The 22,681-nt window shown below is 63.2% G+C and carries 18 protein-coding genes and 1 riboswitch; of the genes, 10 read left to right on the top strand and 8 right to left on the bottom strand.

What is annotated here, in order from left to right; translation table 11 throughout:
* Positions 1 to 33: 33 nt before the first annotated feature.
* Positions 34 to 3,528 (bottom strand): DNA polymerase III subunit alpha, encoded by a 3,495-nt coding sequence (gene dnaE, locus AC1DZU_RS24205; RefSeq protein ID WP_477289245.1) that lies wholly within the window; start codon positions 3,526 to 3,528, stop codon positions 34 to 36.
* A gap of 292 nt (positions 3,529 to 3,820) precedes the next feature.
* A complete protein-coding gene (locus tag AC1DZU_RS24210; protein WP_477289017.1) occupies positions 3,821 to 5,833 on the bottom strand; it encodes an acetyl-CoA carboxylase biotin carboxylase subunit in 2,013 nt (670 codons plus the stop codon).
* 196 nt (positions 5,834 to 6,029) lie between these two features.
* On the opposite strand from AC1DZU_RS24210, the gene AC1DZU_RS24215 reads away from it, so the two are divergent.
* The 6 genes from AC1DZU_RS24215 to AC1DZU_RS24240 all read left to right on the top strand — a co-directional run bounded on the left by AC1DZU_RS24215 (position 6,030) and on the right by AC1DZU_RS24240 (position 10,805).
* Positions 6,030 to 7,157, top strand: a complete 1,128-nt coding sequence (locus AC1DZU_RS24215; protein ID WP_477289019.1) for an S-(hydroxymethyl)glutathione dehydrogenase/class III alcohol dehydrogenase — start codon at positions 6,030 to 6,032, stop codon at positions 7,155 to 7,157.
* A 67-nt stretch (positions 7,158 to 7,224) separates the two neighbouring features.
* Positions 7,225 to 7,794 carry an S-(hydroxymethyl)glutathione synthase gene (gene gfa, locus AC1DZU_RS24220; RefSeq protein ID WP_477289021.1) on the top strand — a complete coding sequence of 190 codons (570 nt, stop codon included), beginning with the start codon at positions 7,225 to 7,227 and terminating at the stop codon, positions 7,792 to 7,794.
* Between the two features lie 67 nt (positions 7,795 to 7,861).
* Entirely contained in the window at positions 7,862 to 8,329 is a 468-nt protein-coding gene (locus AC1DZU_RS24225; protein ID WP_477289023.1) for a YaiI/YqxD family protein, read from the top strand.
* A 26-nt stretch (positions 8,330 to 8,355) separates the two neighbouring features.
* On the top strand, positions 8,356 to 9,033 hold the full coding sequence (locus AC1DZU_RS24230; RefSeq protein ID WP_477289025.1) for a DUF1345 domain-containing protein: 678 nt from the start codon (positions 8,356 to 8,358) through the stop codon (positions 9,031 to 9,033).
* Positions 9,034 to 9,130: 97 nt separating this feature from the next.
* Positions 9,131 to 10,012 carry a cytochrome b/b6 domain-containing protein gene (locus AC1DZU_RS24235; protein WP_477289027.1) on the top strand — a complete coding sequence of 294 codons (882 nt, stop codon included), beginning with the start codon at positions 9,131 to 9,133 and terminating at the stop codon, positions 10,010 to 10,012.
* 1 nt (position 10,013) lies between these two features.
* Positions 10,014 to 10,805 carry a molybdopterin-binding protein gene (locus tag AC1DZU_RS24240; protein ID WP_095087897.1) on the top strand — a complete coding sequence of 264 codons (792 nt, stop codon included), beginning with the start codon at positions 10,014 to 10,016 and terminating at the stop codon, positions 10,803 to 10,805.
* 138 nt (positions 10,806 to 10,943) lie between these two features.
* Here AC1DZU_RS24240 and AC1DZU_RS24245 read toward each other — a convergent pair whose 3' ends face one another.
* A complete protein-coding gene (locus AC1DZU_RS24245; protein WP_477289030.1) occupies positions 10,944 to 11,372 on the bottom strand; it encodes a hypothetical protein in 429 nt (142 codons plus the stop codon).
* A gap of 531 nt (positions 11,373 to 11,903) precedes the next feature.
* On the opposite strand from AC1DZU_RS24245, the gene AC1DZU_RS24250 reads away from it, so the two are divergent.
* Positions 11,904 to 12,776 (top strand): helix-turn-helix transcriptional regulator, encoded by an 873-nt coding sequence (locus tag AC1DZU_RS24250; RefSeq protein WP_477289032.1) that lies wholly within the window; start codon positions 11,904 to 11,906, stop codon positions 12,774 to 12,776.
* 18 nt (positions 12,777 to 12,794) lie between these two features.
* Here the strand turns inward: AC1DZU_RS24250 and AC1DZU_RS24255 are convergent, their stop codons facing one another.
* On the bottom strand, positions 12,795 to 13,796 hold the full coding sequence (locus tag AC1DZU_RS24255) for a hypothetical protein (protein ID WP_477289034.1): 1,002 nt from the start codon (positions 13,794 to 13,796) through the stop codon (positions 12,795 to 12,797).
* A gap of 288 nt (positions 13,797 to 14,084) precedes the next feature.
* Positions 14,085 to 14,171: riboswitch (glycine riboswitch) on the top strand.
* A 149-nt stretch (positions 14,172 to 14,320) separates the two neighbouring features.
* Here AC1DZU_RS24255 and gcvT point away from each other — a divergent pair.
* From gcvT to gcvP, 3 genes are read left to right on the top strand one after another with little or no spacing between them, the layout of a single operon-like run.
* Positions 14,321 to 15,421 carry a glycine cleavage system aminomethyltransferase GcvT gene (gcvT, locus tag AC1DZU_RS24260; RefSeq protein WP_477289036.1) on the top strand — a complete coding sequence of 367 codons (1,101 nt, stop codon included), beginning with the start codon at positions 14,321 to 14,323 and terminating at the stop codon, positions 15,419 to 15,421.
* Positions 15,422 to 15,426: 5 nt separating this feature from the next.
* Positions 15,427 to 15,795 (top strand): glycine cleavage system protein GcvH, encoded by a 369-nt coding sequence (gcvH, locus tag AC1DZU_RS24265; protein ID WP_095088133.1) that lies wholly within the window; start codon positions 15,427 to 15,429, stop codon positions 15,793 to 15,795.
* A 17-nt stretch (positions 15,796 to 15,812) separates the two neighbouring features.
* The gene (gcvP, locus tag AC1DZU_RS24270; RefSeq protein WP_477289038.1) at positions 15,813 to 18,623 is read left to right on the top strand and encodes an aminomethyl-transferring glycine dehydrogenase; all 2,811 of its coding nucleotides are present in this window, start codon (positions 15,813 to 15,815) and stop codon (positions 18,621 to 18,623) included.
* On the opposite strand, the gene AC1DZU_RS24275 is transcribed toward gcvP, so the two are convergent.
* From AC1DZU_RS24275 to AC1DZU_RS24290, 4 genes are all read right to left on the bottom strand, one after another.
* Entirely contained in the window at positions 18,624 to 19,799 is a 1,176-nt protein-coding gene (locus AC1DZU_RS24275; RefSeq protein ID WP_477289040.1) for a GGDEF domain-containing protein, read from the bottom strand.
* Positions 19,800 to 20,077: 278 nt separating this feature from the next.
* Positions 20,078 to 20,548: a tetratricopeptide repeat protein gene (locus AC1DZU_RS24280; RefSeq protein WP_477289042.1), complete on the bottom strand. Its 471-nt coding sequence runs from the start codon at positions 20,546 to 20,548 to the stop codon at positions 20,078 to 20,080.
* A 198-nt stretch (positions 20,549 to 20,746) separates the two neighbouring features.
* The gene (locus AC1DZU_RS24285; protein WP_477289044.1) at positions 20,747 to 21,712 is read right to left on the bottom strand and encodes a type II secretion system F family protein; all 966 of its coding nucleotides are present in this window, start codon (positions 21,710 to 21,712) and stop codon (positions 20,747 to 20,749) included.
* 1 nt (position 21,713) lies between these two features.
* Positions 21,714 to 22,679 carry a type II secretion system F family protein gene (locus AC1DZU_RS24290; protein WP_477289046.1) on the bottom strand — a complete coding sequence of 322 codons (966 nt, stop codon included), beginning with the start codon at positions 22,677 to 22,679 and terminating at the stop codon, positions 21,714 to 21,716.
* Positions 22,680 to 22,681 lie beyond the last annotated feature (2 nt).

Below are 22,681 nucleotides of genomic sequence, written 5' to 3' on the forward strand. Positions count from 1 at the left end.
GCGACACCTGCCGCCAGCCCGCAAGAGCGTGCGTCACACCAGTTCCACTTCGACCACGCCGGGCACGGCGCGCATCGCCGAGGCGATCTGCGGCGAGATCCGGTAGCGATTGGGCAGCTCGATCTCGATTTCCCCCTCGCCATCTTCCTTGATCAGAACGAAGCTGACCTGGCCTTCGCCCCTCACTGAAAGCTGGCCGGCCAGCGTGCCGATCGGCGCCGCATTGCGTACGAAAATGCGCAATGCTTTCTGGATGCGGCTTGCCTCGTCCTCCAGCGACTGCACCGAGTTGATACGCAAATTGACGCCTTCCGGCCTGTCCTCGGCCGCAACCGTGATGACGACGGAACGGCCGGGCTCGAGCAGGTCGCGATACTGCGCCAGTCCTTCGGAAAACAGCACGGCCTCATACTGGCCGGACGTATCGGAAAATGCGACGACGCCCATCTTGTTGCCGGTGCGCGTCTTGCGCTCCTGCTTGGAGGTGACCGTGCCGGCCAGCCGTCCGGCGGCGGCCCCGCGCTTGACGGCGGCCGAAAACTCGGCCCAGTTTTGCACCCGCATCTTCTGCAAGGCCGCCTTGTACTCGTCGAGCGGATGGGCGGAGAGATAGAAGCCGACCACCTGGAATTCTCGGTGCAGCCGGTCGGCGGCAAGCCATGGGTCGGTCGCCGGCAGATTGAGCGCCTGCGACTGGGCGCCGAGCGAGGCGCCGAAGATATCGTGCTGACCGGAGACCGCGTTCTGCTGTGCCAGCGATGCCAGCCCCATCATGCGCTCGACGCCCGCCATCATCGCAGCGCGGTCGTGGCCGAAGCAATCGAGCGCGCCGGCCATGATGAGGCTTTCGAAGACACGCTTGCCGACAATCTTGGGATCGACCCTTTCGCAGAAATCGGCGAGATTCTTGAATGGCTTTTCGCCGCGCTGGGCAACGATATGCTCGACCGCCGCGTCGCCGACACCTTTCAGCGCGGCCAGCGAATAATAGATACGGTTCTCGCCAACCTCGAAAGCGCGGAAGCTTGATATCACCGACGGAGCCAATACCTCGATGCCAAGGCGCAGCGCGTCCTGGCGGAAATCGGCGAGCTTGTCGGTGTTGCCCATATCGAGCGTCATCGATGCCGCGAGGAACTCGACCGGATAGTGCGCCTTGAGATAGGCGGTCTGGTACGAGACCACCGCGTAGGCGGCGGCATGCGACTTGTTGAAACCATAGTCGGCGAACTTGGCAAGCAGATCGAAAATGAAGTCGGCCTGCGGTTTGCCAACGCCGCGTTCGACCGCGCCCGAGACGAAGCGCTCGCGCTGTTTGTCCATCTCGGCGCGGATCTTCTTGCCCATGGCGCGGCGCAGCAGGTCGGCTTCGCCAAGCGAATAGCCGGCTAGCTCCTGCGCGATCTGCATCACCTGTTCCTGGTAGACGATGACGCCTTGCGTCTCCTTCACCAGATGGTCGATCTTGGGGTGGATCGACGCCATCTCCTCCTCGCCATGCTTTCTGGCGTTGTAGGTCGGTATGTTCTCCATCGGTCCCGGCCGGTACAGCGCGACCAGGGCGATGATGTCCTCGATGCAGTCCGGCCGCATGCCGATCAGCGCCTTGCGCATGCCGGCACTTTCCACCTGGAACACGCCGACCACCTCGCCGCGCGACAGCATGGCATAGGTCTCGGGATCGTCGAGCGGGATCGTCGCCAGGTCGATCTCGATGCCGCGCCGGCGGATCAGCTTGACCGCCGTTTCGAGCACCGTCAGCGTCTTCAGGCCGAGGAAGTCGAACTTCACCAGCCCGGCCTGCTCGACATATTTCATGTTGAACTGGGTGACCGGCATATCCGAGCGCGGATCGCGGTACATCGGCACCAGTTCCGACAGCGGGCGGTCGCCGATGACGATGCCGGCGGCGTGCGTAGAGGCGTGGCGGTAGAGGCCCTCCAGCTTCTGCGCCATGTCGAGCAGCGTCTGGACGATCGGCTCCCGCTCGGCCTCTTCGGCAAAGCGCGGCTCGTTGGCAATGGCGTCGGCGAGCTTGACCGGGTTGGCCGGGTTCTGCGGCACCATCTTGGACAGCTTGTCGACCTGGCCGTAGGGCATCTGCAGCACACGGCCGACGTCGCGCAGCACAGCGCGCGCCTGCAGCGTACCAAAGGTGATGATCTGGCCGACCTGGTCGCGACCGTATTTCTGCTGGACGTAGCGGATCACCTCCTCGCGGCGATCCTGGCAGAAGTCGATGTCGAAGTCGGGCATCGATACGCGGTCGGGGTTAAGGAAGCGCTCGAACAGCAGTGAGAAGCGTAGGGGATCGATGTCGGTGATGGTCGTCGAATAGGCGACCAGGGAGCCTGCGCCCGACCCGCGGCCCGGCCCGACCGGAATGCCTTGCGCCTTGGCCCATTTGATGAAGTCGGCAACGATCAGGAAGTAGCCGGGGAACTTCATCTTGGTGATGATGCCAAGCTCGAAATTCAACCGCTCGCGATATTGCTCGACCGTGTAGCCTGGTGTCGGCCCATGCGCGGCCAGCCGTGCGTCGAGCCCCTCATGCGCCTGGCGGGCGAGCTCGTCGGCTTCAGCCTGCACGGCGGCGTCATTGTCGGCGACATCGCCGCCCGTGAAGCGCGGCAGGATCGGATTGCGGTTCTTCGGATAGTAGGAACAGCGCAACGCGATCTCGACCGTGTTGTCGATCGCCTCCGGCAGGTCGGCGAACAGCCTGGCCATGTCGGCCTGGCTGCGCAGGAAATTGTCCGGCGACAGCCGCCGGCGATTGTCGGCGGCAACGACCGAGCCTTCGGCGATGGCGATCAGCGCGTCATGCGCGTCATAGTCGTCGCGCGCCGAGAAGAAGGCCTCGTTGGTGGCGACCAGTGGCAATTCATGGGTATAGGCGAGATCGATCGAGGATTTCTCGATCATGCGATCATAACCGGAAACCCGGTCGAGTTCGACATAGAGCCGGTCGCCGAACATCATCTTGAGGGTCAAAAGCCGTGCCTCTGCAAGATCGCGGCGGTCTTCCTTGAGCGCAATGCCGATCGGTCCGCGCGGCCCGCCGCTGAGGCAGATCAGCCCGTCGCAATAGCCCTCCATCATTTCGGTGGTCAGGTGCACCGCCTCGCCCGGCGGCGTTTCAAGATAGACGCGGCTGACCAGCCTGACCAGATTGGCGTAGCCGGCCTCGGTCGCGGCGATCAGGACCACCGGCCGCATATCCGGACCTTGCCGCCTGCGGTCGCGCTGGCCATCGCTGTTCTCGCCTGAAAAGGCGACCGCGACCTGGCAGCCGATGATCGGCTGGATGCCGTCCTTCACCGCCTTCTGCGCGAATTCGAGCGCGCCGAACAGATTGTTGGTGTCGGTCACGGCAATCGCGGGGGCTTCGTCCTTGACCGCGTGAGCCACCACCTTGCCGATCTGCAAGGCGCCTTCCAGCAGCGAATAGGCCGAATGCACGCGCAGGTGGACGAACGGCCGCGCCGGCGCCTCCGGCCGCGCAGCCGCTATCGCGGCTTCGCGCATCAGGGGATCGCGGGGAAGTCTGTCATCTGCCATGGTTTTTCGCGCTGCCCGAAGGACTTGAGTCGGTGGAGATGTATTGTCCGGGACCGGGCGATACCAGTCCAGCACAAACCGCCGCTGACCACAGGCTTGCAGCGGCCTGCCCAGCTAAGGTCTGTTGAGATTCAGGTCAGGCCGAGCCGAAAATGGTGGATTCCGAGAACCGGAGCGGAGCGTACGTTTGGGTACGTGAGCACCGGAAGCGCAGGAAATCGCCATTTGCAGGCCGGCCTCACCTGAATATCAACAGACCTCAGGCAAATTCCATGATCACCGCATCGACCGCCAGGCTGTCGCCAGGCTTGGCGTTGAGTTTCGCCACGACAAGATCGCGTTCGGCGCGCAGCACGTTTTCCATCTTCATCGCCTCGACGACGGCCAGTGTCTCGCCGGCCTTGACCTCCTGCCCTTCGGCAACGGCAATCGACACGACAAGGCCGGGCATCGGGCAAAGCAGCAGTTTCGACGTATCCGGCGCCACCTTCTCCGGCATCAGCCTTTCCAGTTCGGCGATGCGTGGCAACATGGTCCGCGCGGTCACCGACATGCCTTTCCAGGCGATGCGCAAGCCATTGGCAACCGGCCTGATCTGAGCGACGATCTTGTGCGTGCCGACCGTGCCGCGCCAGATCAGGTCGCCCGGACGCCAGTCTGAGGCGACGGTCAGCGCCTTGCCGCCCTCGATCGACAGATCGATTTCCGTTGGAATTGAGATCATGCCTTCGAGGATGGACGCCGACAGATAGTCTTCACCAATCTTCACCACCCAGTCGCGCTTCAGCGCCCCCGAATGCGGCGCCAGGCGCCCGCCGAGCCGGTCGAGCCGGTCGCGGCGCAGCAGTTCCACCGCGGTCGCAATCGACGCCAGCACGGCTTTCTCATCGTTGTTCGGCACGATTGGCGCAAAGCCGTCGGGATATTCCTCCGCGATGAAACCGGTCGATATCAGCCCTTCGCGCCAGCGCGGATGCTGCATCAGGGCGGCGAGGAACGGAATGTTGTGCTCGATGCCGTCGACGACAAAGCTGTCGAGGGCTTCCGACATGGCATCGATGGCCTGGATGCGCGTCGGTGCCCAGGTGCACAGCTTGGCGAGCATCGGATCGTAGAACATCGAGATTTCGGAGCCTTCGGTGACGCCGGTGTCGTTACGGATGACGATATCGCCGAATTGCCCTTCCTCCGGCGGCCGGTAGCGCGTCAGCCGGCCGATCGAGGGCAGGAAATTGCGGTACGGGTCCTCGGCATAGAGCCGGCTTTCCACCGCCCAGCCGTTCAGCTTCACATCGCTCTGCGTCAAGGCGAGCTTCTCACCGGCGGCGACGCGGATCATCTGCTCGACCAGATCGATGCCGGTGACGAGCTCCGTCACCGGATGCTCGACCTGCAATCGTGTATTCATTTCAAGGAAATAGAAGTTCTTGTCCTTGTCGACGATGAACTCCACCGTGCCGGCGCTCTGATAGTCGACGGCCCTGGCCAGCGCCACCGACTGCTCGCCCATGGCCTTGCGTGTCTTGGCGTCGAGGAACGGCGATGGCGCCTCTTCGGCGACCTTCTGGTTGCGGCGCTGGATCGAGCATTCGCGCTCGCCGAGATAGAGCGCGTTGCCATGCGCGTCGGCCAGCACCTGGATTTCGATATGCCGCGGATCGACCACGAATTTCTCGATGAAGACGCGGTCGTCGCCGAAGGAGCTCTTGGCTTCCGAGCGCGCCCGGTCGAAGCCGTCGCGCACCTCCGACTGGCTCCAGGCGATGCGCATGCCCTTGCCGCCACCGCCGGCCGAGGCCTTGATCATCACGGGATAGCCGATCTCGCCGGCGATCTTTTCGGCATGGTCGGCATTCTCGATAATGCCGAGCCAGCCGGGCACGGTGGAAACCTTGGCGGCGTTGGCGAATTTTTTCGATTCGATCTTGTCACCCATCGCCTTGATCGCCTTGGGCTTCGGGCCGATGAAGATGATGCCTTCCGCTTCCAGCAGCTCGCAAAAGGCCGCCCGCTCGGACAAGAAGCCGTAACCGGGGTGCACGGCCTGCGCTCCCGTCTCCTTGCAGGCGGCGATGATCTTCTCCGGTATGAGATAACTCTGCGCGGCCGGCGAAGGCCCGATATGCACCGCCTCATCGGCCATCTCGACATGCACGGCATCACGATCGGCATCCGAATAGACCGCGACGGTGGCGATGCCCATCTTGCGCGCCGTCCTGATCACACGGCAGGCAATCTCGCCGCGATTGGCGATGAGGATCTTGGTGAACATGCGAAATATCCCTCGGGTCGGCCGTTCCTTTTATGGCCTGTGTCGGTGCGGTCAAGCCGGCCGGGTCAATCGCGGTCTTTCAATCGATTTGGGATAAAATTCTCCCCACTGGCCCAAGCCTAGAACCAGCTTCCAGTTGATCGCATCATTAAAACCTGAAAGCTTGGGCCAAAATCGCCTATGGAGGAATTGACTGATGAAAACGCGCGCCGCTGTCGCTGTCGCCGCCGGAAAGCCGCTGGAGATCATGGAGGTCGACCTCGACGGTCCGCGCGACGGCGAGGTGCTGGTCGAGATCAAGGCGACCGGCATCTGCCACACCGACGAGTTCACTTTGTCGGGCGCCGATCCCGAAGGCCTGTTTCCGGCGATTCTCGGTCATGAGGGAGCCGGGGTGGTGGTCGATGTCGGCAACGGGGTCACCTCGGTCAAGAAGGGCGACCACGTCATCCCGCTCTATACGCCGGAATGCCGCCAGTGCCCGTCCTGCCTGTCCAGAAAGACCAACCTGTGCACGGCGATCCGCGCCACGCAGGGGCAAGGGCTGATGCCCGACGGTTCGTCGCGCTTCTCGATCGGCAAGGATAAGATCTTCCACTATATGGGCTGCTCGACCTTCTCCAACTTCACCGTGCTGCCCGAGATTGCGGTCGCCAAGGTCAATCCCGACGCCTCCTTCGACAAGATCTGCTACATCGGCTGCGGCGTCACCACCGGCATCGGTGCTGTGATCAACACCGCCAAGGTCGAGCAAGGCGCCACTGCCGTGGTCTTCGGCCTTGGCGGCATCGGCCTCAACGTCATCCAGGGCCTCAAACTCGCCGGCGCCGACATGATCATCGGCGTTGATTTGAACAACGACAAGAAGGCCTGGGGCGAGAAGTTCGGCATGACGCATTTCGTCAATCCGAAGGAGATCGACGGCGATGTCGTGCCTCATCTCGTCAACATGACCAAGCGCGGCGCCGACCAGATCGGCGGCGCCGATTACACCTTCGACTGCACCGGCAACACCAAGGTGATGCGCCAGGCGCTGGAAGCCTCGCATCGCGGCTGGGGCAAGTCGGTCGTCATCGGCGTTGCCGGTGCCGGCCAGGAGATCTCCACGCGGCCGTTCCAACTGGTCACCGGGCGCACCTGGATGGGCACCGCCTTTGGCGGCGCGCGCGGCCGCACCGACGTGCCGAAGATCGTCGACTGGTACATGGACGGCAAGATCCAAATCGATCCGATGATCACCCACACGCTGAAGCTCGAGGACATCAACAAGGGCTTCGACCTCATGCATGAGGGCAAGTCGATCCGAAGCGTCGTCGTTTACTGAAGAAGACCACAAGCCGCCGACCAACCGGCCTGCGACCTTTGTGGCTCACAACTGGGAGGAGAAAAGAATGCCGGAAAAACTGCATCCGAAAATCGATAATGGTCTGCCCAAGGAGAGTGCAAGCTTTGCCGGCGGCACGCTGGTCTGCGCCTGCACCAGCAAGCCGGTCAAGGTGAAGGTCAAGGGCCAGATCGCCCACAACCATGCTTGTGGCTGTACCAAATGCTGGAAGCCGGAGGGCGCGCTGTTCTCGGTCGTAGCCGTGGCCGGCACCGGCGACGTCACCGTCACCGAGAACGGCGACAAGCTCAAGGTGGTCGATCCCAGCGCCCTGATCCAGCGCCATGCCTGCACCGGCTGTGGCGTCCACATGCACGGGCCGGTCGAGCGCGATCATCCGTTCAAGGGCCTGTCGTTCATTCATCCCGAGCGCTTCGAGGAGGACGGCTGGTCGCCGCCGGGCTTCACTGCCTTCGTCTCGTCGATCATCGAATCCGGTGTCGACCCGAAGCGAATGGACGGCATCCGCGCGCAGCTGAGGTCAATCGGGCTGGAACCCTATGACTGCCTCAATCCCGGCCTGATGGATTATATGGCGACCTGGACTGCGAAGAAGTCCGGGGCCTTGCCGGCGTAACAACCGATCAGATTATCTCCATGGGGCCGGCCGAAATCGCCCGGCCCCATGCCTTTTGGAACAATAAATGCCTGCACCCGCCATCCTCGTCGACGCCGATGCCTGCCCAGTCAAGGCCGAGGTGGAAAAGGTCGCCGAGCGCCATGGCGTCGTCGTCACCTACGTCTCCAATGGTGGCCTGCGGCCATCGCGCGATCCGATGATCCGCAACGTCGTGGTGTCCAAGGGCGCCGACGCGGCCGATGACTGGATCGTCGATAATGCGCGGACCAACGACATCGTGATCACATCAGACATTCCGCTGGCCGCCCGCGCGGTGGCGCTCGGCGCCCATGTGCTTGGACCCACCGGGCGCTTGTTCGCACCCGAAACGATCGGCATGGCGGTGGCAATGCGCGAACTCAAGCAGCATTTGCGCGAGACCGGCGAAAGCAAAGGCTACAATGCCAGCTTCGCGCCGCAGGACCGTTCGCGGTTTCTCGGCGAACTCGACCGCATCTTGCGGCGCGCGCTCAAATCCGCCACACCGGACTGATCCGGGCGCTTTTCGAAAGCTGGGCCATGGTCACCGACACCTCGATCAATTCACCAATGCATCGGCACAAGCAATTCGTCGTGGCGGCCGGCACAGGGGCCGTCGCACTGGCGGTTGCGCTGCTGTTGCGCGCGCCGCTCCCTTATTCGATCGGCGCCAATGTGTTCTTCGCCGTCTATGTCATTTTGGTCGTCGCCCAGATGCCAAGGCTTACCGGTCGCTATCTCAGCAAGAACGCGCGTGCCACCGACCAGCCGGTGCTGGTTATCTTCGCTGTGACGCTGGTCGTGGTCGTCGTTGCCATTGTTTCACTGTTCCTGCTGATCAATCAGAAGGACAGAGGCCATCCCGTCGAGCTTGGCTTCGCGCTGTTGTCGATCCCGCTCGGCTGGTTCACCATGCATGCCATGGCAGCGCTCCACTATGCCCATGTCTACTGGATGGACGGCGATGCGGTCGACGCTGAGACCAAGAAGAAAATCCCGGTCGGCGGGCTGCTGTTCCCGGGCGACAAACGGCCGGAAGGTTGGGATTTCCTCTACTTCTCGGCGGTCATAGGCATGACCGCGCAGACTGCCGACACCAACATCTCGACAACGCATATGCGTTGTGTCGTGCTCGTCCATTCGATCCTGTCATTTTTCTTCAACACGGTCATCGTCGCCGCGGCCGTCAATCTCGCCGTCAGCCTGGGCAGCCCGTAATAATTCCGTGATCGGATGAAACATCGGTTTGGTTAGCGACGTATCAGGAGGACAATGAGCGTGTAGGTCACGCCGCGAGGCCGGGAGACGAGACAAGATGGAATCGGTTGCCAGAAGCCAACCCACCGCCGGAGCGGACCCCGCCGCGCGGAAGGATGAAACGCTGATCTACCGCCAGTCGCGCTGGACGCGGCTGACGCACTGGATCTGGGCCATTTCGCTGTTCTTCATGCTGCTTTCCGGCCTGCAGATCTTCAACGCCCGCCCGCAGCTTTATATCGGCAAGCAGTCGGGCTTCGACTACAACAACACCATTTTCGCCATTGGCGCCGAGAACACCAACGCCGGTGCACGTGGCTACACCGAAATCTTCGGGCATCGCTTCGACACCACGGGCGTGCTCGGCTGGTCTGGTCCGGCAGGCCAGGAAACGGCGCGCGGCTTCCCGTCCTGGGCGACCATTCCGTCCTACTATGATCTGGGGACCGCTCGCGTCATCCATTTCTTCTTTGCCTGGATACTGACCACGACCTTGATTGTCTGGCTGGTCGCCAGCACCGTGAACGGCCATCTGCGCCGCGATCTCGCGCCACGCCTCGACGATCTCAAGCGACTGCCGCAAGACATCGTCGACCACGCCAAGCTCAAATTCCACCACACGCGGGAATACAACACGCTGCAGAAGATGGCCTATGGCGGCGTGCTGTTCGTGCTGCTGCCGCTGATGATCATCACCGGCCTGGCGATGTCGCCCAGCATGGACTCGGTGCTGCCGTTCCTCAACGATCTGCTCGGTGGCCGGCAGACGGCGCGCACCATCCATTTCACCGTCATGGTGCTGCTGGTCGCTTTCTTCATCGTCCACATCCTGATGATCCTGGCTGCCGGCCCGATCAATGAACTGCGCTCGATCCTCACCGGCTGGTACCGCACCGATCCTCCAGCACAGGACGACAATTCCACCGAGAGGAGTGCTTGATATGGCGAAGTTCGAGATCAGCCGCCGGAAATTCCTGACGGGCGCTAGCCTTGGCGCCTCCGGCATCATGCTGTCGGGCTGCGACGCCTTCGACAGCCAGCTGAGCATTGGCAGCGGTCTGCGCAGTTTCCTCGAAAACGCCAATGGCCTGACCTACCGGGCGCAACGCCTGCTCGCCGGACGCGATGCGCTGGCGCCGGAGTTCACCGAGGCCGACATCCGCCAGCCGCAGCGGCCGAACGGCGTCACGGCTCCCGATGACGACGTCTACAAAGGCTTGCTCGCCAACAATTTCGCCGACTGGCGGTTGGAGGTTTCCGGCCTTGTAGAGAAGCCGCTGTCGCTCAGCCGCGAGCAGTTGATGAACATGCCGAGCCGCACCCAGATCACCCGCCATGACTGCGTCGAAGGCTGGAGCTGCATCGCCAAATGGACCGGCACGCCGCTGTCGCTGGTGCTCGACCAGGCGGTGGTCAAGCCGCAGGCGCGCTACGTCATGTTCCATTGCCTCGACACGATCGACCGCAGCCTGTCGGGCGACATCAAATATTACGGCACCATCGACCTGATCGATGCCCGTCATCCGCAGACGATCCTTGCCTATGGCCTGAACGGCAAGCCGCTGCCGGTCGAGAACGGCGCCCCGCTGCGCGCCCGCGTCGAGCGTCAGCTCGGCTACAAGATGCCGAAATATCTCTACAAGATCGAGCTGGTCGACGGCTTCGCCAATGTCGGCGGTGGCAGGGGCGGCTATTGGGAAGACAATGGCTACGACTGGTACGGTGGAATCTGAACCGCGCACCGCAAAATGATGATCGGCCCGTTGGGGGCAACGGGCCGATCAAGGACGCCTGGTCAGAGCATCGGACTCGAAATGCGCGTAGCGGTTTTCGGATAATCCGATGCCCAAACAGAGAGCCCCCGGCCCCGTTCAATAGCCGGCGTAGATCCACTGACAATTGTTGTAGGAATCGCAGCTGTAGTACCAGTAGCCATCGCTGCGTGCCGTCTCACCGGCTGATGTGGCCATGCTGGCGACCGCATCGGCTTTCTTGGCATCGGCGCCCATTTCCTTGGCCATCTTGGCCATCTTGCCAGTGTTCATGAGCGTCGGCTTGCCATCCTTCATCTTGGCGCCCTGTTCGGCCACCGGCCCGGCCTCGGCCAGCATTCTTGCAGCAACGAGCATGGCTTCGCCATCCTTGTCGGCCTTGGCGATGTTGGCCAGCGCCACGGCGGTTTCGACCTTGGTGCGCATATCGGCCTGTTTTTCCGGCGTCATCTCGTCGGCGAAGGCCAGCGTTGCCGAGCCAAGACCGGCGGCAAATGCAAGAGCAAGCACCTTACGAAATGTAGTCATGTGATGTTCTCCCCAACAGTGGACGTCCCCGCCAGGCAAGAAAGCAGTTTCTTCGATGGAGGACCCTACCCAAACAGATAGGGGGGCCCGTCCTTTTCATCCGGCTGCCGATCCCGTCCTCTTACTCACTGACTGTTTGACAAGCTGCCTGCAGTCGGGGACGATGGGCTGGGGTATTTAGACAGAACTTCTATTTCGGGCATGTTGCGTGCTCCGATCTTGGGGGTGCGGCGCTGCCGGAAGCCGGGGGGCGGGCTTGACCTTGGTGCAGAAGCGCGAGGCGCAGTTTCTCGACGCCCTCTATCTGGGGGTGCGCGACAGGGCAGGCTTTGACGCCTCGCTTGATCTCCTCGGTGAACTGTTCGACATCGGCACGGCCATATTGCTGGACTTCGACGCGGCGCGGCCGGAAGTGTCGGCGCACGCATCGGTCGGTGTCTTCAAAGGCGAGGTGCTGGATCGCTATCAGCGCGATTTCGCAACACTGGACCCCGCGCAGAGAGCGTTCATGACCCTGCCTGCCGGCACCGCATGCCCACCTATCGCCTGCTTGCCGAGGAGACGCGCAAGCCTGGTGTTTTCTTCAACGAGTTCTTCCGGCCCTTGGGACTGGAAGAATGCCTTGGCGGGACGCTGGCGTCGACAAAGGGCCGTTTCGCCATGGTTGGCCTGCAGCGGCAGCGTGACCGCAAGCCCTTTGACGACGACGATATCGCCAGGCTCGAGGCGCTCATGCCCCACCTGGCGCGAGCCCTGCAGCTTCGCCGCAGCTTCCTTGAACTCGAGGGGGCTGCTGGCGCCATGTCCGAAATGTGCGACCGGCTGGCGGCCGGCGTCGTCGCGCTCGACGAGTATGGGCGCAGCCTGTTCGTCAACGCTGCCGCGCGCAGGATCGCCAACGCCGGTGATGGCCTGTCGATTGGCCGCGGCGGCCGACTTTTCGCCCTGAACCGGTCTGCCAACAACCGGCTCGCCGAACTCGAAAACGACGTCCGCTCAGGCGGCGCCGGTGGCGTCGTGCGAGCGACCCGCGCCGCCGGCAGGCCGCCCTATGGCATCATGGTCGCCCCCTTCTTCCTCGATCAAGGCGTCGACACCCGAAGATCGCGGCCGCGCGGCGTCATGTTCATAATCCATGACCCGCTGCTGAAGGCGCAGTCGGATGCGCAGACGATCGCAGCACTTTTCGGCCTGCCGAAAGGCACCGCGCAATTGGTTGCAGCTATTGCCGCCAACGAAGAATTGCAAGCCTATGCCGACCGTACCGGCATTTCCATGAACACCGTCCGCTATCATCTCAAGGCGGCCTACGGCAGAACCGGCGTGCGCCGGCAATCGGAGCTGGTAAGGCTGGTCGCCACGGCGTTGCGGGATGTCACCGATCACCGCGACAAGGGGGCGTAGCGAGCGCTGCCGCCCGGTTCAGGCAACCTTGTCGAGCAGCGGCTTGAGTGCCGGGTGAATCTCCGGCGAGGCGTGCTTGATCAGGGTCAGCAAGGCGCGTTCGTTCTCGTAAAGAGGCCTGTTTACCCCGATGTGCTCGATCAGCCAGCCGGCTTCGCCGGCATCGATTGTCTCGGCGCGGCGGGCCAGGGCTTCAGTCGCCCTGTTCTTGGCTTCCCACTCGACCTCGATGTCATCGGGGGAGCGATAGGCCTCCATGATGCCGGCGAGGCCGCCGGAGACCATACGGCTGAAGAAGCCGCCGATTTCCGGATCGGCGTGTTCGACGAAGGCGTCATGGCGCAGCGCCACATCGCGTGTCGGTGCCTCATAACCGGCCGAGCACATGACGAAATTGGCGACCGCCTTGACGAACAGATCGTTCCAGGACGGATCGTTTTGGCCTTGAGCGGTACGCTCGTTGATCTTGACCAGGACCTCGGCCTCTGGGCGGGTAATGGCGATGTTGCCGTCGCCGCCATGGGCGTGGAGGATCCGGCGCAGCAGCTCGACCTCCGCCTTGGCGATCAGTCCGGGAACCAGCGCACCACCGAGCATCAGCGGCCCCTTGCCATCGATGACGGCGTGGGCGACCTGCTCCAGCGCATAGACGCAAAGCTGGCTCGGCGATGATCTTGCTTCTTCCAGCACATGGACCAGCAATTCGAGTTCGGTCCGGCTGTCGACCATGCCGTCGCGCGAGATCGTGCGGATCAGCCAGTCGGCATTGTCCTGTGAGATGTAGCCGGACGGCTTCTCCTGGTGGACGATGTAGTCGGTGACCGCCTCGACAAAGAACGGCGGCCATTCCTGGCACTTGTCCTTGGCGGTGGCGTCGAGCGCGAACAGTGCCTCGGCCTCGCCGCGCGTCACCACGCCGTCGCCGAACACTTCATGGCGCAACATGGCCACGTCTTCCCTGGTAATGTGGCTCTTCGAGGTTAGCCCCGCCACCGGCGCGCTCATGATCAATTCGCCCATTTGTCGTCCCCGTCCGCTGCCGGCAAGCGCCTGCCCAAAGCCTACAGAAGCCACCATATCAGCAGTGTCTTGAAAAACCGGCAAACGGCGTGGTTAGCGAAGACTTGCCAGCCAATGCATGTCGCCCAAGAGTGTGCAGCGATTTTGGGAAAATGACATGCATCAAAACAAGGAGCCAAAGCGCCTCGCCTGACTCCGTTTCGACGCGATGCGGTTTAGACGTCGCTGACAGGTGACAATGTGTCGTCGGCAGGCTATGGATGACGAGTCGAGGGCTCTTGCGAGTCCTACCTGTTTGCGGGAGAGAACAGCGAAAGCTGTCGCCGAAGGGGAAATCGCCCGAAATCTCTCAGGCAAAAGAACCGTAGACGGGAAAGACACTCTGGAAAGTCGGGGCTTGCCCCCGCGCCGAAGGTGTAAGCGTCGCTGACAGAGTTCCGGCTGCGCGAGTCTCTCAGGCTTCAGACAGAGGGGCACGGACTGGTCGCCATTCGCGACCGATTGCGTGCGACTCTGGAGATGACATGACGGGCGACGACACCAGACACCTTCCCCTCGAAGATATCCATGTGGCCGCTGGTGCGCGCTTTGGCGCCTTTGCCGGCTGGTCGATGCCGCTGACCTATCCGGCCGGCGTCATGAAGGAGCATCTTCACACCCGCGAGCATGCCGGCCTCTTCGACATCTCGCATATGAAGCTGTTCGAGGTCAGTGGGCCGGAGGCGGTTGCGCTGCTCGACCGCGCTTGTCCCCTGGATGCCGGCGCGCTCGAAATCTCGCAGTCCAAACTGTCCTTCTTCCTCAATGAGGCAGGCGGCATCCTCGACGACCTGATCGTCACCAGGCTGGGCGATATCAGGTTCATGGTGGTCGCCAACGCCGGTAACGCCGTGGCCGACGAAAAGCATTTGCGGGCGCTTGCCGCGGATTTTGACGTCAAGGTCGAGCCGCTCGACCGCGTCTTCCTGGCCATCCAGGGCCCTGAAGCCTGGGCCGCGCTTTCCCGCGCCGGCATCGAGACCGGCTCGCTGCTGTTCATGCATGGTGTCGAACCGCGGCAGAACTGGTTCATGAGCCGCTCAGGCTATACCGGCGAGGACGGTTTCGAGATCGGCCTGCCGGAGGCCGATGCGCGCGACCTCGTCGCAAAATTGCTCGGCGATGAACGCGTGCTGTGGATCGGCCTTGCCGCGCGCGACAGCCTGCGGCTGGAGGCCGGGCTCTGCCTGCACGGCCAGGACATCACGGCGGAGACCGATCCGGCCAGCGCCGGATTGATGTGGGCGATCCCGAAAGAAATCCGCGCTACTGGCGCCTTCATCGGCGCCGACGCCCTGCGCGCCGCTATCGAACGAGGACCCGCGCAAAAGCGGGTCGGGCTGAAGCCCGACGGCCGCCAGCCGGTGCGCGCCGGCGCCGCGCTTTTTGATGCCGACGGCAATCCTGCCGGCCATGTCACATCGGGCGGCTTCGGCCCCTCGGCCGGTCATCCGGTCGCCATGGGATATGTCGCAACGCCACTGGCAAAGCCCGGCACACGGGTTTTCGCCGATGTGCGCGGCACGAAGATCCCAGTCGATATCAGTTCCCTGCCCTTCACACCGCATCGCTACCGCAAAGGATGAATCCGATGGCAACAACCTATTTCACCGAAGATCACGAATGGCTCCGTGTCGAGGGCGGCATCGCCACCGTCGGCATCACCGACTACGCCCAGGAGCAGCTCGGTGACCTCGTCTTCGTCGAACTGCCCGAGACGGGAAAGAAGCTGGCCAAGGGCGATACCGCCGTGGTGGTCGAATCCGTCAAGGCGGCCTCCGACGTCTATGCGCCCGTCGACGGCGAGATCACCGAGGCCAACGGGACGCTGTCGTCGGACCCGTCGCTGGTGAATTCGGCGGCGACCGGCGCCGGCTGGCTGTGGAAGATGAAGCTCGCCGACGAAAGCCAACTCGCCGGCCTCATGGATGAGGCCGCCTATAAAGCCCATATCGGTTGACATCAGGATCTCGACACATGACCGCAGCACCCTACCCCTTCATGGCCCGCCACATCGGCCCGGGCGTCAACGACACCAGAGCAATGCTCGCCGTCATCGGCGTTCCCTCGATCGAGACGCTGATCAGCCAGGCCGTGCCGAGATCGATCCGCCTCGACCAGCCGCTTGCCTTGCCTGCTCCGGCCAGCGAAGCGGAGGCGCTCGCCGAACTGTCGGCGATCATGGCGAAAAATACGGTGCTAAAGAGCTTCATCGGCGCCGGCTACCACGGCGTCCACGTACCGCCGGTCATCCAGCGCAACCTGTTCGAGAACCCAGCCTGGTACACGGCCTACACGCCCTACCAGGCCGAGATCAGTCAGGGCCGGCTCGAAATGCTGTTCAATTTTCAAACGCTGGTCGCCGAATTGACCGGCCTGCCTGTGGCGTCGGCCTCGCTGCTCGATGAAGCAACGGCGGTCGCCGAAGCGGTTGGCATCGCCTTGCGCCATCACCGCGACAAGCGCACCAAGGTGGCGCTTGCCGGCACGCCGCATCCGCAGACGTTGGACGTGGTGCGCACCCGCGCCGAACCGCTCGGCATCGAGATCGACGGCGAGGCGATCGACGACAACACCGCCGCCCTGCTTGTCTCCTGGCCGGACACGTTCGGCGTCTATGGCGACCACAAGGCAGCGATCGACAAGGCGCGCGCCACCGGCGCGCTGGTCGTGTTCATCGCCGACCCGCTCGGCCTGACGCTGACCGACGCACCGGCAAAGCTCGGCGCCGACATCGCCGTCGGACCGATGCAGCGTTTTGGCGTACCGATGGGCTTTGGCGGCCCGCACGCCGCCTATTGCGCCGTCGCCGACAGGCTGACGCGCTTGATGCCCGGCCGCCTGGTCGGCCAGTCGACCGACAGCAAGGGCCGGCCCGGCTACCGACTCGCCTTGCAGACACGCGAACAGCATATCCGCCGCGACAAGGCGACCTCCAACATCTGCACCGCCCAGGCGCTGCTCGCCAACATGGCGACCGCCTATGCCATCTGGCACGGCCCCGCCGGGCTTCAGGCGATTGCCGGGCGCATCCACGCGTTGGCCAACCGTCTGGCAGGCGGCCTCGAGGCGGCAGGCGTGTCGGTGATCGGCGCCAGCCGCTTCGATACGGTGACGGTGGAGACGAAGGGCAAGGCGGCGCAGATCGCTGCTGCGGCCGAAAAGACCGGCCGGCTGCTGCGCGTCGTCGATGCCGACCATGTCGGCATCAGCTTCGACGAAACCTCGACCGATGCCGATCTCGACGCGATCGCGGCATTGTTCGGCGCCAAGGCTGGTCCCTCGGCCGACAGCACGGTGCCGGGAAAGCCGCGCGGCAAGGAGTTTCTGACGCAACCTGTGTTCCACGAGAACAAGTCGGAAACCGAGATGATGCGCTTCCTGCGCCGGCTGGCCGACAAGGATCTGGCGCTCGACCGTGCCATGATTCCGCTGGGATCCTGCACCATGAAGCTCAACGCCGCCGCCGAGATGATGCCGGTGAGTTGGCCAAGCGTCGCCAACCTGCATCCGTTCGCGCCGGCCAGTCATTCGGCCGGCTACCGCGCCATGGCCGGCGAACTGGAAGGCTGGCTGTCGGAGATCACCGGTTTCGACGCGGTCAGCCTGCAGCCCAATGCCGGCAGCCAGGGCGAGTATGCCGGATTGCTTGCCATCCGCGCCTATCACCGCTCGCGCGGCGAAGGCCATCGCACCATCTGCCTTATCCCATCTTCCGCACATGGCACCAATCCGGCGAGCGCGGCGATGGCCGGCATGAGCGTCGTCGTCGTGCGCTGCCTGGAGGATGGCAATATCGACATGGACGATATGAGGGCCAAGGCCAATGAGCATTCCAAGAACCTCGCGGCGCTGATGTTCACCTATCCCTCGACGCATGGCGTGTATGAGGAAGGCGCGCGCCATCTCTGCGCCCTCATCCATGAGCATGGTGGACAGGTCTATTTCGACGGCGCCAACCTCAACGCCCTGGTCGGCCTCGCGCGCCCCGGCGATATCGGCGCAGATGTCTGCCACATGAACCTGCACAAGACCTTCTGCATTCCGCATGGCGGCGGCGGCCCAGGCGTCGGCCCGATCGGTGCAAGGGCGCACCTAAAACCCTATCTGCCGGGTCATGTAACCGAAGGTTCGGCGCATGCCGTGTCGGCCGCACCCTTCGGCAGTGCTTCCATCCTGCCAATCACCTGGATGTACATCCGCATGATGGGCGGTTCCGGCCTGAAGCAGGCGACCGAGACGGCGATCGTTTCGGCAAACTACGTGGCGACCCGGCTCGCACCGCACTTCCCGCTCCTCTACAAGGGCAGGCACGATCGCATTGCCCACGAGTGCATCCTGGACACGCGCGTGCTCAAGGAGAGCGCCGGCATCAGTGTCGACGATGTCGCCAAGCGCCTGATCGACTATGGTTTCCATGCGCCGACCATGTCGTTCCCGGTCGCTGGCACGCTGATGGTCGAGCCGACCGAGTCCGAGCCCAAGCGTGAACTCGACCGCTTCTGCGAGGCGATGATCGCCATCGCCGGTGAGGCAGCGAAAGTCGCCAAGGGCGAATGGCCTTTGGCCGACAATCCGCTGGTCAACGCACCGCACACCGCCGCAGAGGCGCTGGCCGGCCAGTGGACCCATCCCTATTCGCGCCTGGAGGCGGCCTATCCCGCGGGTGACGCCGACACGGCAGCAAAATACTGGCCGCCGGTGTCGCGTATCGACAATGTTGCAGGCGACCGTAACCTGGTCTGCTCCTGCCCGCCTCTGTCGGACTATCTGGGTGCGGCCGAATAATTACGCTGAGCGCAAGGCCGGCTTGACCGGTTCGGCCTTGCTCATTCCTTTGCGGCTGATGACGCAATTTCGCCCGGCGCGCTTGGCGGCATAGAGCGCTATGTCCGCCTCGGCCAGCACCTCGTCGAGGCTGCGGCCGTCGGCCTCGCCAAAGCCGATGCCGCCGCTGACCGTGCTGCGCAACGGGCCGAGCTGGGTGGCAACGATTTCGGTGCCGAAGGCAACGCCGATCTTGCTGGCGAGGTCGTAGGCCCTTTCCTCCGTCATCCGCGACATGACGACGGCAAATTCCTCGCCGCCCAGGCGAAAGGCGTCGACGCCGGTCCGGGCATATCTCTTGATGACCGCGGCGAAGCGGCACAGGACCTGGTCGCCGACCGGGTGACCGTAGACATCGTTCGTCCGCTTGAAGTGGTCGAGGTCGAACATGACGACGAACATGAATGGACCGAAACTCCGCTCGCCATAGAGCGACATCAATCCCCGGCGGTTCATCAACCCCGTCAGCGGGTCGGTCATGGTCTCGGCCTTCAGTTCGATCTGCGCCTGGAGATGATGGAGGGAGAGCGTCAAGGCGCCGAGCCCGGTCATGCAGGCCACCGCCACGACGGAGTTCAGCCGTTCGGCCCAATTGTCGGGCGCGACCGCGAGCGCCCACTGCCCCTTGCCCAGCAGAACCATGCCACAGAGCGCAAACGACACCGCACAGGTGCCGCTCAGAAACGAAACCACCAGCAGGATCCGGCGATCATGGCTGCCGTTGATCCAGAACATGGCGCCGATCGCCGAGAGCAGCGCTGTCACCGTTGCGTAGGTGATGATGAAGCCGACACCGTCGAGGCCGATGGAGGTCACGGCCGCGCAAATAGTCATGGCGGCCAGCGTCGGTGCAACGGCACGTCTGTGGCTGGGCACTCCGAGATACTGCATGGCCGACAGGCAGAGGATCAGGAACCCCAGGCTGAGCAGCGCAAGCACGATCTGGCAGAGCACCGGATCGGGGTCCTTGGTGTATCGCCAGAACAGGATCACATGCGCAACGAGCACCAGGATGCCGCACGCCACAGTCAGCACAAAGCGTGCCTTGGGCGCGGTGAACCAGATCGCAAACATGGTAACGGAGAGGCATGTGCCCGACAGCGCGGCCGCGAGCAGGAGCGAACTGAAGTCCAACATGTTGGGCGAGGGCCTCTCGAGCGTCGGCGGTTGCACTGCATTCTAGGTCAGCGGCAGCCCTCGGATACGGGTTTCAGCCGGTCTTCCGACGCAACCTGCGGATAGGGTTTACAAAGCGTCCATGCCCTGTGTCCCGAAACAGCACCCTGGAGCATGGTGCCGAAAAGTGTGAGCGGTTTTCGGGCGACATCATGCTCTATCTCTTTGATTTGGAAGCGGATTCAGATTTCAGGTCGATTCGACCTGAAATCGTCCGGCTCTAAGACGCGATGACCAGATCAACCCTTGTTCAAGAGCGCGAGATTGGCGTTGACGACCGTCGGATCGGCCATGCCGGCCCTCGCTTCGAGCAGCAGCGCCTTGGCCTTCTTGCGATTGCCACGCAACAGTTGCGAATAGCCCATGTTGTTGACGATCTGCGGCTTGCGGCCGGCGACTTTCAAAAGCTGGTCGTAGGCTCGGTCGGCGAAGTCGAAGCGGCCAAGTTCGTCATAGGAAGCGGCGAGCCCCATCCAGGCTTCCGCATTGTCGGCCTTCAACTCGACGGCTTTGCGGAAGTGCTGTTCGGCGAGGCCATAATTGGCGTCGCGAAATTGCGCCTTGCCTTGCGCCAGTTCGGAAGTGTCGATGTCCTTTGCCACCGGTTGGATGGCGGTGGTCTTGGTGGTGTCGACGCCACTCGTCGTACAACCAGACATCATTAAGACGGCCGCCATCGCGGCCATTGCCGTGAAATTACTGTGACGCATGCCCCTGCCTCATCGCCCGATTTGCCGGGTCGTTCTTCAGGAAACACATTACAGGAAAGGCGATTAAACTTCGGTGCCCAAACACGCTCAAAATTAAGCTTTGGGCACACCAGCCATTAACCACGAGGCGCAGACCAAAGGACCTTGACCAGGCCGTGTGCAAGACACGACTTGGACCGACTTTCGTGGAGCCGCTTCTTAGCGGTCCGTCATCATTTTGACGATGATCGGGATGACGGCGATCATCAGCACCACCGGCAGGATGCACACCGTCACCGGCACAGACATCTTGGCCGGCAGGGCGTGCGCCTTTTCCTCGGCCAGCGACATGCGCTTGTGGCGCATTTCATCGGAAAAGACGCGCAGCGCTCCAGACAGGCTGGTGCCGAGCTCCTTCGACTGCTGCAGCAGCGTGGCGAAGGAACGCACCTCGTCCAGGCTGAGGCGGTCGGCAAGCGCCTTCAGCGCATCGTCGAGGCTGCGCCCTGCCCTCAGTTCCAGCGACACAAGCTGCAGGTTCTGGCTGAGCGCGGGATAGGTCTTGGCGAGTTCCTTGGAAACGCGCTCGATGCCGGCCTCCATGCTCATGCCGGCATCCGAGCAGACGATCATCAGGTCCATGAAATCGGGAAAGCCGTTGCGGTATTCGCGCCGCTTTTCCCGCACCTTCTGGCTCAGCACCAGACCAGGCAGGAAGTAGCCGGCCGCTCCCGACAGGATGACGAACGTCCAGCGGCTGGCCATCGTCGCGTCTGGACTGGCCATCCACTGGTTGAGCACAAAGACACCGATGGCCGTGCCGATCATCGCGATGAACCGGACGAGGAAAAACATGCCGACGGCGCGCGGCTCCATGTAGCCAGCCTGGATGAGCGTCATGCGCAGCCGGGCGACATTCTCCGGATCGCTCTTGGCATAGAATTCCTGCGCCCTCTTCACCGCCTTCTCGCGCACGATGCTGGTATTCTTCTTCTGCACCGGCTCGGGCTTCGCGGCCACCGGACCGTGATCCACCTTGAGCCGGCGCATGACGTCGTTACGGTCGCCCTTCGCCGCCACCATCGGCCAGGCCACCGCGACGGCGCCCACGGCCAGCAACAGGATGGCTACCGGCATCAACGAGGTCGGCGCAAGCGAGGCGAGGAATTCGATGAAGGCTTGCATGTCAGAACCTGAAATTCGACATCTTGAACATCATCAGATTGCCCAGCATCAGCCATGCGACCGAGCCGCCAATCAGGTACCAGGTCAGCGGCTCACCCCAGACGTTGCGGTAGAAGGCTGGCATCAGCGCCATGATGGCGGCAAACAACAGCGCCGGTATCGCCGTCAGGATGTAGGCCGACATGCGGCCTTCGGTCGAAATGGCGCGCACCTTGCGGCGCAGCTTGCCACGCTCGCGGATCGTCAACGCCAGGCCGTCGAGGATCTCGCGCAGATTGCCGCCCGAACTGCTCTGGATCGAGACGGCGGTGACGAACAGCGGCAGGTCCTCATGGCCGACCCGGTCGAACAGTGAGTTCAAGGCCGAAACCAGGTCCGATCCATAGGTCACCTCGTCGGCAATGACGCCGAATTCGCTACCGATCGGGTCGGGCATCTCGCGCGCCACCATGGCGATCGCCACCGGCACCGGATGGCCGGCCTTCAGGCCGCGTGTGATCAGTTCCAGGGCCTCCGGCAGTTGCGCGCCGAACCGCTTCAGCCGGCGGCCGCGTTTGAAGCGCAGCGTCATCACCGGCAGTATCGGCACAAGCATGACAAACAGGACGAGCCCGAGCAGCGGCGGCAAGCCGTACCACATGGCGGCCAGCGCCGCGGCGAATGCCGCGCCGCAGGTGGTCATCAGGAATTTCGGCAGCGGCATGACCATGCCAGACTGGGTTCGCAAGGCGCGGAACCGTTCCGGCGAGAACAGCGACGTACCCGCGTCAAGGCCGCGCTCTTTGCGCAGTTGCACGAGCACCTGCTCCTGGCTGATCGTGTTTTCCTGCAGTTTCATGCGCCGGTTGATGGCGGTGCGCTTGTCGCTGCGGCCGGCGTAAAGCAGGTAGCAGGCCTCGGCGATCAGGATGCCGGTAAGTGCTGCCGCGGCATAGACGACATAGATCGCGCTGAGCCCGTCGAACACTG

Source organism: Mesorhizobium sp. P2_A12, from assembly GCF_056405075.1.